Consider the following 13,016-nt stretch of genomic DNA (forward strand, 5'->3'; position numbering starts at 1 on the left):
GCTGACAGCGCAGCCGGTTCGTTCCGAAGAAACAAGGGCATACCATCGTGACGATCGTGACCGGCAAGGCCGAGGCGCGCCGAAAATTGCAACCCGGCAGGTCCGGTGCGCTGCGGAATATCTGGGAGCATCGCGCCGACTACGCGTACGTGCTGCCCGCGATCGCCGTGATGCTCATCGTCATCGCCTATCCGATCTACTACACGATCGAGCTGTCGTTCTATAAGACGCCGCCCGGCTTGCAGCTTCGTGACAAGACCTTCATCGGCTTCGACAACTACACGGCCATCCTCACCAGCGAGGTGTTCTGGAAAGTCACCTGGAACACGCTGATCTGGACATTCGGGTCCACCTTCATCTCCTTTGTCCTGGGGTTTGCCACTGCGCTGGCACTCCACCGCGACTTTATCGGCCGCGGTGTGCTGCGCGCTATCCTGATCATTCCCTGGGTCATCAGCGCGGTCGCCGCCTCCTATATCTGGAAGTGGATCTACCATTCGGATTTCGGCATCATCGGCGCAGTGCTGGTCGGCCTCGGATTGGCCGACCGACCGCCGAATTTCATCGACAACGTCAGCACGGTTCTCCCCTCGCTGATCGTCGTCAATATCTGGCGCGAGTTTCCGTTCGCCATGATCATGATGATGGCGGGCCTGCAGACAGTCCCCGAGCAGTTGCTGCTCGCCGCGAAAGTTGACGGAGCCAATGCCTGGCAGCGCTTCTGGCACGTCACCTTCCCGCATCTGCGCAACGTCTCGGTGGTGACGATCCTGCTGCTGGCAGTGGCCAACTTCAATTCCTTCATCATCCCCTGGATCATGACCGGCGGCGGGCCGTCGAACGCATCGCATATCTGGATCACCCATATTTACGAACTCGCCTTCGGCCGGCAGCGCTGGGGCGTGGCATCGGCCTATTCGGTGCTCCTGTTCATCATCCTGATGACGCTGGGCTACTTCTACGTCCGTGCGCTGAGCGGCAACGAGCGGAAGGAGGGCGGCGTATGAGCGCGATTGCCGAGACGGTCTCCCGAGGCCAGACCCGTCGCCGTATGCGCGTCGACGGATGGCGGTGGGCCGGGCGCATCTTCCTCGTTTTCATGCTGCTTTATACGGCGTTGCCGATGATCTGGATGCTGATCACCTCGATCAAATCGGGGTTCGCGGCGACGCAATTCCCGCCGCAATGGTGGCCGGACGAGCCGACCCTCGCCAGCTATCAGAAATTGCTCGATCCGCAGAACAGCGTCGGCCAGGACTTCCTCCGCTTCTTCTGGAACAGCCTGTTCGTGTCGACCGTCACGACAATCCTTTCCGTGATCGTGGCTGTCCCCGCGGCCTACGCTTTTTCGCGCTTCAGTTTCCCCGGACGGAACTTCCTGTTCTTCGCCGTTTTGCTGCGCAACATGTTCCCGGCAGTGATCTTTCTCGTGCCGCTCTTCATCCTGATGCGCGCGATCGGCCTGGTGAACACGCACGGCTCGCTCATTCTCACCTATCTGACGTTCGGGCTGCCGCTGGCGATCTGGCTGCTCAAGGGCTTCTACGACAACATCCCGGTGCAACTCGAGCAAGCGGCGCGCATCGACGGCGCAACGCGGTTCCAGGCCTTCATCCTGATCGTGATGCCGCTCTCGACGCCCGGGATCATCGCCACCGCGATCTATTCCTTCATCGGCGCCTGGAACGAATACATCTACGCCTACACCTTCCTTTCCAAGAACGAGCAATTGACGCTGCCGGTCGGCATCCAGCGCTTCTTCTCGGAAAACACGACGGACTTTCCGGGCCTGATGGCGGCCAGCTTCATGATGAGCGTGCCCGTCGTGGTGCTGTTCCTCGTCCTGCAACGATACTTCGTACGCGCCCTTACAGAAGGCGCGGTCAAGCATTAGGGAGTTGCCAATGGCCCACGTGGTCCTCAAAGATCTCGTCAAGACCTATGGCGGCTTCAAAGCTGTCAACGATGTTTCGCTGACGGTCAATGACGGCGAGTTCGTTGCGCTGGTCGGCCCGTCAGGCTGCGGCAAGACAACCACGCTCAATCTCGTCGCGGGGCTGACCTCGATCACATCGGGCGACATCGTCATCGGAGACCGGGTGGTCAATGATCTCGACCCCAAGGACCGGGACATCGCAATGGTGTTCCAGAACTACGCGCTGTACCCGCAGAAATCGGTCTACAAGAACCTGGCGTTCCCGCTGCAGATGCGCAAACTCTCCAGGGACGAGATCGACAAGAAGGTCAGGGAAGCGGCGCGCGTTCTCGACATGACGCACCTGCTCGAGCGCAAACCGCGGGAACTTTCGGGCGGGCAGCAGCAGCGCGTCGCCCTTGGCCGTGCCCTCGTCCGCGACCCCGCTGTGTTCCTCATGGACGAGCCGCTCTCCAACCTCGACGCCAAACTGCGCGTGCAGATGCGATCCGAGATCAAGCGCTTCCACCAGGACCTCAAGGCAACGATCATCTACGTGACGCACGACCAGCTCGAAGCCGTGACCATGGCCGACAAGATGGCGGTGATGAATGGCGGCTATCTGCAGCAATACGATTCACCGGCGCAGGTCTTTGCCCATCCGGTCAACATGTTCGTCGCCAGCTTTATCGGCAGCCCGGCGATGAGTCTCATTCCGCTGGAGGCTTCGACGGCAAACGGCAGCACCGCGCTGACCAGCGCGGAAGGCTGGACGCTTGAGCTGTCGCAACTCAACGCGCGCAAGGTCCAGGGAGCGACCACCAAGAAGGTCGTGCTCGGCGCGCGGCACTCGACGATCAAGCTGCACAAAAGCGCGGTCCCGGGCGCCATTCCGGCCAAGGCCTATACGGTGGAGCCGACCGGAGACGTCACCTTCGTGCAAGCATTCCTGTCGGGCGCCATCGTCAACATCAGCGTGTCGCCCAACGTCGCCGTCAAACCTGATGAGCGGATCTGGCTCGAGTTCGACCAGGAGCGGATGCATCTGTTCGACGGCGAAACTGAAATGGCCCTCAAGGCCGATTGAGACAGGGGATGCGCGTGGAACGCGGGCGTGTATGACCAAGAACCTGAAGATCACCGCGATCAAGCCCTACCCGGTATGGGTGGGAACGCGCAACCAGATGCTCGTCAAGGTCGAGACCGACCAGGGTATCTTCGGCTGGGGCGAGAGCGGCTTGAGCGGTCGCGAGAAAGCCGTGGCGGGCGCGGTCGAGCACTATCGCGAGTTTCTCATCGGCCGCGACCCGATGCAGATCGGCCTGATCTGGCAGGAGGTTTACCGCAGTCAGTACTTCGAAGGAGGCCGGGTCCTGCAGGCGGCGATTTCCGCCATCGACATCGCCCTTCATGACATCAAAGGCAAGGCGCTGGGGGTGCCCGTCTACGAGCTGCTTGGCGGCAAGCAGCGCGACCGCGTGCCCACCTTCGCCTCGACCGGAGACGAGGCCGAGGGCGATGTTGCGATCGAACGCGCCCGCGAACTGCGCGCGCAGGGCTGGCAGGCAATCCGCTTCTTCCCCATCGGACAAAGCAGCAAGGACGTCTTCGAGCCGCGTGAATCGATCGGCCCTACGGCGAGCATGCTGAACAAAGCGCGCGAGGCGCTGGGCGATGAGGTGGTGCTCGGCGTCGATTATCATCACCGGCTGTCGGTGGCCGAGGCGGCGAGCTTCTGCAGCAAGCTCGGCCGCGGCGTGCTTGATTTCCTCGAGGAGCCGATACGGGCCGAGACACCAGAGGCGTACGAGTCCCTTCGTACGATGACCGACATCCCCTTTGCCATCGGCGAGGAATTTGCCAGCAAGTGGCAGTTCCTGCCTTACATCGAGCGCGGCATCCACCAGTTCAACCGGCTCGATGTCTGCAATGTCGGCGGGCTCACCGAGGCGATGAAAGTCGCTGGCTGGAGCGAGGCGCACTATGTGGACCTGATGCCACACAATCCCCTTGGCCCGGTGTGCACGGCCGCAACCGTGCATCTCGCCGCCGCGGTGCCCAACTTTGCGTGGCTAGAAACCAGGATCCCCGAAAGGAAGCTGGGTTTCGACAATTCCGACTTTTTCCCCGTACAGCCAAGGCTCGACGGGCCCGATTATCCGGTCAGCGACCTGCCGGGGCTCGGCGTCGAGGTCAATGAAGCGGCGGTCCAGGCGCAGAGTTTCCGTTTCTGGGAAGCGCCACATCTCAAGCGCCGCGACGGCTCTGTCACCAACTGGTAATTCAATTTCAACCGGAGTCCGAAAATGACGCATACTCCCGATATCACGCGGCCGCCCAAGGACCTGATCGACGCGCTAAGGGAGATCGGCGCCGCCACGGTCGCGGGCACACTTGGCCATATGGGCTTTCGCAATCCGCACATGGTCGGCCCGGTGCCGCAGAACCATGGGAAGTCGATCGTCGGGCCGGCACTGACATTGCAGTTCATGCCGCAGAGACCGGACCTCTTCACCGAGGGAGAATATGCCGATCCGGAGACGCAACTTCACAGACATGTGCTCTACCATGCGCAGGAGGGCGACGTGGTCGTCGTCGACGCGCGCGGCGACATGAGCTCCGGTGTCTTCGGCGATATGATGTCGACCTATTTCAAGGGCAGAGGCGGTGCGGGCATTGTCATCGATGGGTGCATGCGCGACCGGCCCAATGTCGAAAAGCTCGACCTGCCTCTTTGGCTGCGCGGCTGGACGCCAAATTATCATGTGCAGACCAGCATCTATCCCAATGCGGTCAACGTTCCGATTGCCTGCGGCGGTGTCACGGTGATCCCCGGCGACATCATCGTCGCCGATGACGACGGGGTGGTGGTGCTTCCCGTCGCAATGGCCCCGAAGGTCATCGAAGAATCCCAGAAGCATCACGATTGGGAGGAATTCTCACGAATGAAACTCATGGGGGGCGCGCCGTTGCAACGCTACTATCCACTCCACCCAAGCGCGAACGACGAGTACGAGGCTTGGCGGAAAGCCAACGCCAAACCTTGATAGACAGGATGAACTGACAGTCGCCAGCGCGCGTCAGCCATTCCCCCTAATTTATCCTGGCGCCGCGCTGTGCGTCGAACAGGTGCGCCTTGCGCATCATCGTCTCCAGCCCGATCTCCTGATCAGGTTTGAATGGCGGCCGATCCCGGCTCTCCGCCCGCTCGTTGACCTAAGCTGGGTTTAATCCCTGGCCAATCCAGACCTGTCCCTGCCGAAAGCTGGCGGCTTTTGCATCGGGAGATACCTGACCGCGCTGGTGGCGACACATTACCGTAACGGAAGCGGTCCTATCATTCATTCGGTGATTTTGGGCGAGGGTCGGGGATCGTCGGCCGGGACCGTCAAAATTAGGGGACCTGATATGGCCACGCAGCTTTGTCACATAGAGACAGCATTCTCGGGAACGGGCTCGGCAATGGCTCCAAAGTTCGCGGAATCATGCGCTTGGGCGAATGCACGAGGCGTAACGATCTATCAGCGTTCAAAAACGGTATGGATCGCGGCCGGCGGCTATCGAGGCCGCGATTTGAAAGTAAAGGGACGGTCGCCTGCCACCGCGCTCGCACTATGGATTGAGGCTGTCCAGTACAGAGGTTCGACATGAGGCTGACCAACGAGGCGTCCAAGGCACGCAAGGAGATCAGCATCCATCGTATCGCCGCCCTGATACCAGCTTAGGATATCGCAGGCCGTCGCCGAAAATCGATCCCCGGCCGAGCTTTGTCCATGCGATCAGCCCGGCCGCTTTGGTCGAGCTGGTTCATCATGAGCCCGCGAGCGCCAGCATGACGCTCGCCCAAGTGCGGAACGCACCTGGCTCAACATCAAGCGGACGCCCGGAGCTGAAAATTTTACGCGGCCGCGCCTGGCGCCGCGGCTCCGGTCGCGTAAAAATGCTTCTGTCGAAGCTCGAATCAACTCCGCCATCATGTTTTCTCCAGAAGAAACGCCCATATAAAAGCAGGTTGGCGGGCCGTTGCCATTCGGGCAGACACCGCTGGCGTTGCGGCGGTGATCCGAACCCGCCAAAACGGATGGCGCGCCCTGCCGGACGGTTTGATATCGCGGTCAACACGTAGGGAGAAACACGCGATCGGGTTGCGCTCGGCATGTGTTGATGGTTTGTTGCCGGTCAGCGGAGAACGAGTGATGCGAGAATCCATCGGTCAAGACGAATACGGGTCGACCAGCCCCTTCGATCCGGATGACCTGCCGAATTTGAATGCGATCGGTCCGGCGATGGGCAGCGGCAATGACTTCGAGAGATACGCGGTCGCCGTCATAATCGTGTTCGGCGCCCTGATCATAGGCGGGCTGATGGCCGCGTCGATGACCTTCGGCCACCGCAACGGTTTCCTGTTCGCGCTCGGCGGCGCCACATCGGCCTGGATATCGGGAAACGCGCTTCTGCTCGACCGGCCGCGCATCTACGCACTGTTCGTCGGCATCGCGGCCCTGATGCTGATCGCATCCACCGTCACGCTGATTTCGTGACGGCTTGATCGTCAATTAGAGCGGTCGTTTCACGGAAACTCAGGTCGCCCTGTCTTTTCGTTTTCGGTGCGATTGCGGACGCGGGTTCACGCGCTTGCGGAGTGCGCCAGTCCCATCAGTAGCCGAGCGCCTCGCCGGAAGCGGCGCGGCTGTCGATGGCGCCATTGTAGCGCGCGCCGCCACCCTTCCCGATTTCCGCAAGGCTCTTGCCGCCGACCAGGATGCCCGCCGCCTGGCCCCAGGTCTTGTCGCTGAGATCGAGGTGATAACCCATGCCGGCCAGCAACCTTTCGGTGTCCGGCGACAGGCCGAACGGCTCGATGTAGACCGTGTCGGGCAGCCATTGATGATGGATGCGCGGCGCGTCGATCGCCTCCTGGATGTTCATGCCGTGGTCGATGACGTTGACGATGGCTTCCAGCGTAATGGTGATGATGCGCGAACCGCCGGGGCTGCCGATGACCATGAACGGCTTGCCGTCCTTGGCCACCACGGTCGGGCTCATCGACGACAGCGGCGTCTTCTTCGGCTGGATGGCGTTGGCCTCGCCCTGGACCAGGCCGTAGAGGTTGGGCACGCCGGGCTTCTGGGTGAAATCGTCCATCTCGTTGTTGAGCAGGATACCGGTTCCGTCGGCGACGACGCCGGCGCCAAACGAGCCGTTGAGCGTGTAGGTGACCGCGACCGCGTTGCCGTCCTTGTCGATGATCGAATAATGCGTCGTCTCCTTGCTCTCGCCGAACCCCTTCGGCATCAGGTCCTGAGACACGCCGGCCCGGAACGGATCGATCTTGTCGCGGATGTCCTTGGCGTAGGCCTTGTCCAGCAGTTTCGAGACCGGATTGTCGACGAAATCGGGATCTCCGAGCGCCGAATTGCGGTCGACATAGGCGTGGCGCATGGCCTCGACCATGACATGCACGGTCTCGGCCGAACCGGCGCCAAGATAGGACAGCGGATAGCCTTCCAGCACGTTGAGGATTTCACAGATGATGACGCCGCCGGAGCTGGGCGGCGGCGAGGAAATGATCTCGTAGCCGCGATAGGAACAGGTCACCGGCTTGAGCTCGCGCACCGCATATTGTTCGAAATCGCCCTTGGCCAGGATACCGCCCTTGGCGCCGCTTGCCTTGACGATGGCATCGGCGATGGCGCCCTTGTAGAAGGCGTCGGGGCCTTTTTCGGAAATCGCCGAGAGCGACGCGGCTAGGTCGGGTTGGACCAGCCGCTCGCCGATGCCATAGGGCTTGCCATCCGGCTTCAGGAATATGGCCGCCGCGGCGGGATCCTTCGCCAGCCTGTCGGCACCTCCGGCAAACGAGGCGGCGTCACCCTGATTGAGGATGAACCCGTCCTTGGCATAGCGAATGGCCGGCGCCATGAGGTCCTGCCGGGACAAGGTGCCGTATTTTTCGCGCGCCATCTCGAAACCGGCGACGGAGCCCGGCACGCCGACGGCGAGGTAGCCGTCGAGGCTGGCGCCTTTCACCGGTTTGCCGTCCTTGTCGAGATACATGGTCTTGGTCGCGGCCAGCGGCGCACGTTCGCGGAAATCGAGGAAGGTCGACTTGCCGTCCTTGAAGCGGACAGTCATGAAGCCGCCGCCGCCGATATTGCCGGCATTGGGATAGACGACGGCGAGCGCATAACCAACGGCGACCGCCGCATCGACGGCGTTGCCGCCCTTCTTCAGGACTTCGACGCCCACCTCCGACGCCAGATGCTGCGCGGTGACAACCATGCCGTTCTCGCCTTTGGCAGGCGCTGGCGAGGCGGCGAAGGCGGCCGCCCATGGCGCGAAAGCGATTGTGAAGGAGAGGCTGACGGCGATCAGCGTGCGGCGAGTGATATGCATGGCGAGGCTCCTGGCGGGGGACGCCTAGGAAACCGTGTTGGGGTGATCGAGTCCACTAACAATTGAGGGAGCACGAGAAAGAGCCCCACCCGGATTGCCATCCGACCTCTTCCCTAGTCTAGTGGAGAGGAGGCTGTCAGCGCTCGCGCCAGTCTCTTCTCCCCAGCGGGGAGAAGGTGGCCGCGAAGCGACCGGATGAGGGGCGGGCTCGGCCTCAGACAATGCCACCGCTGCCGCCGGCAACGGCCGGGCGTTCCGCCGCGACCTTGGCGCGGTAGCCTGCCGCCCGGTAAGCGGCGACCGGATCGATGGCGCCGCCGGTGTTCAGCCGCGCCATGGCCAAGATCGGCTCGACATCGGTGCGGTAGGCTGATTTTAGCGTCTGCGTTGCCATCAGCGCGTCATTGCCGTCCTGAAAAGCTTCAAGCGCCTTGCGGTCGACCAGCAGCGCCTGCGCGTAGGCGCGCTGCACCTCGACCGCGGACAGCATCAGGCTCTCGATCGGATCGGTGACGTTGTGGCTCTGGTCGAGCATATGGGCCGGATCGAAGCCGTCGGCGCCGGACAGTTCGGCGTCGACCAGTTCGTTGAAGACCAGGAACAGCCGGTAGGGGTCGATCGAACCGGCATCGAGGTCGTCGTCGCCATATTTCGAATCGTTGAAGTGGAAGCCGCCGAGTTTCCTGAACTGGATCAGCCGCGACACGATCATCTCGATGTTGACGTTGGGCGCGTGGTGGCCGAGGTCGACCAGGCAGAACGCCTTGTCGCCGAGTTCCTTGGCAATAATGTAATTGGTGCCCCAATCCTGCACGACGGTGGAATAGAAGGCAGGCTCGTATATCTTGTGTTCGGTAAACAGCTTCCAGTCAGCGGGCAGCCCGACATAGACCTCTTTCATGGCATCGAGATAGCGCTCGAACGCCTTGGCGAAGTTGACCTGGCCGGGGAAGTTCGAGCCGTCGCCGATCCACACCGTCAGCGCCTTCGACCCAAGCGTCTTGCCGATCTCGATGCATTCAAGATTGTGCTCGACCGCTTGCCGGCGCGTTCCGGCATCGGCATGCGAGAGCGAGCCGAATTTGTAGGACAGCTTTTGGTCCCTGGCGTCGGAGAACGTATTGGAGTTCATGGCGTCGAAGCCGAGGCCGAAACGCGAGGCCGCCTGCTTCAGCCGGTTCGGGTCGGCCTTGTCCCAGGGAATGTGCAGCGACACCGTCGGTGTCGCCTGCGTCAATTGCTTGATGACGGCGCAATCCTCGATCTTGTCGAAGATGTCGCGCGGTTCGCCGGCGCCGGGGAAACGGGCAAAGCGCGTGCCGCCGGTACCGACACCCCAGGAGGGGATCGCCACCGCGAATTTCTCGACCTTGTCTCGGATCGCGTCGATGGCGATGCCGCGACGGTCGAGCCGTTCGCCGAGCGAGGCGTAGTCACGCTCGAGGTCGGCCTTGCGCGCGGCGTTGTTTTTTTCGACGACGTCAGCCGAGATGATGGTTTCGGACACTGCTGTTCCTCCCAGATTTCGTTCGGCTGGCGCTGCCCCTCATCCGCCTGCCGGCACCTTCTCCCCGTGAACGGGGAGAAGGAAGGCCTAGCGCGTAAAGCTTTGCGCGTTACCGGCGTCGACATTGACGATGTTGCCGGTCGACTTGGCCGACATGTCGGAGGCGAAGAAATAGATCGCTTCGGCGATGTCCTCGGGAAACACCGAGCGCTTCAGCATCGAGCGCGAGCGGTAATGTTCCTCGAGGTCGTCGGTCGACATCTTGTAGGCGGCGGCGCGCTGTTCCTTCCACTCGCCGGACCAGATCTTGGAACCGCGCAGTACGGCGTCCGGATTGACGACGTTGACCCTGATCTGCGCCTCCGCGCCCTCAAGCGCCAAGCAGCGGGCGAGATGAATCTCGGCGGCCTTGGCGGTGCAATAGGCGGCAGCGTTCGGCGAGGCGGCAAGGCCGTTCTTGGAGGCGACGAAAACGACGTTGCCGCCGATCTTCTGCACCCTGAACAGCCGGAACGCTTCCCGCGAGACCAGGAAATATCCCGTCGACAGGATGTCCATGTTCTTGTTCCACAGCGCCAGCGTCGTGTCCTCGATCGGCGCCGAGGAGGCGAGGCCCGCGTTGGAGACCAGAATATCAATGCCGCCGAACTCGACCGCCGTTTCGGCAAAGCCGGCGACGACCTGATCCTCCGACGTGACGTTGATGACCACGGGGCGGACAAAATCCTTGCCATAGGCCTTGGCCAGTTCGTCGTTGGCGCTGGCAAGTGCTGTCTCGTCGATGTCGGCGAGCACCACGCAGGCGCCTTCGCGCAGCAGCCGGCTCGCCGTCGCGCGGCCGATGCCGCCCGCGCCGCCAGTGACGAGCGCGATCTTGCCGGCAAGAGCCTTGGGCTTCGGCATGCGCTGCAGCTTCAGATCCTCGAGCAGCCAGTATTCGATGTCGAAGGCTTCCTGCGCAGGCAGGCCGACATAGGAGGAGACGGTCGAGGCGCCACGCATGACGTTGATGGCGTTGACGTAGAACTCCCCCGAAATGCGCGCCGTGGCCTTGTCGCCGGCGAAGGTGAACATGCCGACGCCGGGCATCAGATAGACCACGGCATTGGGATCGCGGATGGCGGGCGAGTCCGCATGCTTGCAGCTGTCATAATAGGCCTGGTAGCCTACGCGGTATTCGGCAATGTCGTCGGCCAGCCGCGCGATGACGGCATCGACATCGGGCTTGGCCGGATCGAACTCGATGACCAGCGGCCGGATCTTGGTGCGCAGGAAATGGTCCGGGCATGAGGTGCCGAGTGCCGCCAGCGGGCGCAGATCCCTGGAATTGACGAATTCGAGCACGGCGGCGGAATCGTCGAAATGGCCGAGCTTATGGCTCTTTTCCGAGATCAGGCCGCGGATCCTCGGCATCAGCTTCGCGGCGATGGCGCGGCGTTCGGCGGGGTCGAGCGACTTGACCGCTTCGCCACCGAAAATGGCGACACCCTCGGAACGCCGCTCGAACCACTCGATCGCCTGGTTGATCACCGAGATCGTCGTTTCGTAGCATTCCTTCGGGCTGTCGCCCCATGTGAACAGGCCGTGGCTTTCCAGGATGACGCCCTTGGCGGCTGGATGGTCGAGGCAGAATTTCTCCAGCCACAGGCCAAGTTCGAAGCCCGGCCGCTTCCACGGCAGCCAGCCTATGGCGTCGCCGAAGATTTCCTTCGTCAGGGCCTTGGAATCTTTGGCGGCAGCGATGGCGATGATGGCGTCGGGATGCATGTGATCGACATAGGGCTTCGGCACGTAGGCATGCAGCGGTGTGTCGATCGAGGCCGCGCGCGGATTGAGATTGAAGGTGCAGTGGGGCAGATAACCCACCATCTCGTCTTCATGCTCGACGCCGCGATAAAGGCCTTTGAGGGCTCGCAATTTGTCCATGTAGAGCGTGGCAAAACCATCAAGCTTGATCGAAGCGCTGTCGCCGCCGGAGCCCTTCACCCACAGCACTTCCACGTCCTGTCCGGTGAGCGGATCCTGTTGCCGGATTTTCGACGATGTGTTGCCGCCGCCGTAATTGGTGACACGCTTGTCGGAGCCGAGCGTGTTCGAACGATAGACCAGAAGCTCGGGATCGCTCATCCCCCTTACCTTCGCATCATCCCAAAGATTGGCGAGGCGCGAGCCGGAGCGCTTGTCGAGCATGGGTAATCCTCCCTTGAAGCGCGGACGGTGCGCTCCTCTTTTCGTCGGGAATGTCTACGCAAGGCGGGGCTTTGTCAATCACAAACGATCAACATCAATCATATTGCACTGCACAATGAAATTATATGATCGGAAATGATTGACACTGCGCGATTTCTAATGCCAGATGGCCATGCAGGGAGGAACCATGCACGAAAAAGAGCGCCACAGGATCATTCTGTCCGCCGTCCAGGAAAAGCCTGTGGTGACGGTGCAGGAAATGGTCGACCTGACGGAGTCGTCCGAGGCGACGATCCGGCGCGATATCGCGGCCCTGCACGTGCAAAAGCGACTGCGCCGGGTGCGCGGCGGCGCCGAGGCGATCACGCCGCCACAGTTCATCGGCCTTGCCGGCCGGCCTTTTTCCGTCAACGAGACGCTCAACGCCGCGCAGAAGCGGGCGATAGCGCGGGAAGCGGTGGAGCTCTGCAAGGACGGCGAGCCGATCATCATCAACGGCGGCACCACCACCTTCCAGATGGTGCATTTCCTGACCGGCCGCCGCATGCCGATCTTCACCAATTCCTTCCCGATCGCCGAAAGCCTGCTCAAGCACTCCAAGAACACGGTGATGCTGTCCGGCGGCACCATCTACCGCGAGCAGAACATCATCCTGTCGCCCTTCGACAATGACGTGACGCGCAATTTCTACGCGCGCCGCATGTTCATGGGCGCCCAGGGGCTCGGGCCGCTCGGCCTGATGGAAGGCGATCCGCTGTTGATCCAGGCGGAGCAGAAGTTGATCGACCAGGCCGACGAGCTGGTGGTGCTGGTCGATTCCTCGAAATTCCGCAAACGCTCCAGCCTGATCCTGTGCGGCCTGTCGCGCATCGCCACCGTCATCACCGACGACGGCATCGAGGACCGCGAGGCAAAGATGCTCGAAACAGCGGGGGTAACGCTGATCGTCGCCCGCAAGTCGGCAAAGGAAGAATCTTCGCTGCAAGCCTGAGACACCCTCACGCCCGC

10 protein-coding genes are annotated in these 13,016 nt (G+C 62.0%); 7 read left to right on the forward strand and 3 right to left on the reverse strand.

The annotated features are described in order from the left end of the window. Nucleotides 1-47 precede the first annotated feature (47 nt). From LB541_RS08775 to LB541_RS08800, 6 genes are all read left to right on the forward strand, one after another. Nucleotides 48-1,007 (forward strand): carbohydrate ABC transporter permease, encoded by a 960-nt coding sequence (locus LB541_RS08775; protein ID WP_140557668.1) that lies wholly within the window; start codon nucleotides 48-50, stop codon nucleotides 1,005-1,007. Further along, nucleotides 1,004-1,894, forward strand: coding sequence for a carbohydrate ABC transporter permease (locus LB541_RS08780; RefSeq protein ID WP_140496543.1), 891 nt, complete (start codon nucleotides 1,004-1,006; stop codon nucleotides 1,892-1,894). Before LB541_RS08775 ends, LB541_RS08780 begins: the two co-directional genes overlap by 4 nt. Before the next feature lie 10 nt (nucleotides 1,895-1,904). Then, nucleotides 1,905-3,002: an ABC transporter ATP-binding protein gene (locus LB541_RS08785; RefSeq protein ID WP_140496545.1), complete on the forward strand. Its 1,098-nt coding sequence runs from the start codon at nucleotides 1,905-1,907 to the stop codon at nucleotides 3,000-3,002. Nucleotides 3,003-3,033: 31 nt separating this feature from the next. Beyond that, nucleotides 3,034-4,197 carry a mandelate racemase/muconate lactonizing enzyme family protein gene (locus tag LB541_RS08790; protein WP_140496547.1) on the forward strand — a complete coding sequence of 388 codons (1,164 nt, stop codon included), beginning with the start codon at nucleotides 3,034-3,036 and terminating at the stop codon, nucleotides 4,195-4,197. Nucleotides 4,198-4,221: 24 nt separating this feature from the next. Continuing rightward, the gene (locus tag LB541_RS08795; RefSeq protein WP_140496549.1) at nucleotides 4,222-4,962 is read left to right on the forward strand and encodes a ribonuclease activity regulator RraA; all 741 of its coding nucleotides are present in this window, start codon (nucleotides 4,222-4,224) and stop codon (nucleotides 4,960-4,962) included. Between the two features lie 1,149 nt (nucleotides 4,963-6,111). Then, entirely contained in the window at nucleotides 6,112-6,456 is a 345-nt protein-coding gene (locus tag LB541_RS08800; protein WP_140496551.1) for a hypothetical protein, read from the forward strand. A 115-nt stretch (nucleotides 6,457-6,571) separates the two neighbouring features. Here the strand turns inward: LB541_RS08800 and ggt are convergent, their stop codons facing one another. The 3 genes from ggt to LB541_RS08815 form a co-directional block, all read right to left on the reverse strand. Further along, nucleotides 6,572-8,311, reverse strand: a complete 1,740-nt coding sequence (ggt, locus tag LB541_RS08805) for a gamma-glutamyltransferase (RefSeq protein ID WP_140496553.1) — start codon at nucleotides 8,309-8,311, stop codon at nucleotides 6,572-6,574. Nucleotides 8,312-8,525: 214 nt separating this feature from the next. Further along, nucleotides 8,526-9,818 carry an L-rhamnose catabolism isomerase gene (gene rhaI / locus LB541_RS08810; RefSeq protein WP_140564775.1) on the reverse strand — a complete coding sequence of 431 codons (1,293 nt, stop codon included), beginning with the start codon at nucleotides 9,816-9,818 and terminating at the stop codon, nucleotides 8,526-8,528. A gap of 87 nt (nucleotides 9,819-9,905) precedes the next feature. Next, a complete protein-coding gene (locus LB541_RS08815; RefSeq protein ID WP_140624786.1) occupies nucleotides 9,906-12,008 on the reverse strand; it encodes a bifunctional rhamnulose-1-phosphate aldolase/short-chain dehydrogenase in 2,103 nt (700 codons plus the stop codon). Between the two features lie 187 nt (nucleotides 12,009-12,195). Between LB541_RS08815 and LB541_RS08820 the strand changes: the two genes are divergently transcribed. Then, nucleotides 12,196-12,999 (forward strand): DeoR/GlpR family DNA-binding transcription regulator, encoded by an 804-nt coding sequence (locus LB541_RS08820; protein ID WP_140496559.1) that lies wholly within the window; start codon nucleotides 12,196-12,198, stop codon nucleotides 12,997-12,999. The last annotated feature ends 17 nt before the right edge of the window (nucleotides 13,000-13,016 follow it).

It is taken from the genome of Mesorhizobium sp. BR1-1-15, from assembly GCF_020165475.1.
In the GTDB taxonomy this organism is placed as follows: domain Bacteria; phylum Pseudomonadota; class Alphaproteobacteria; order Rhizobiales; family Rhizobiaceae; genus Mesorhizobium.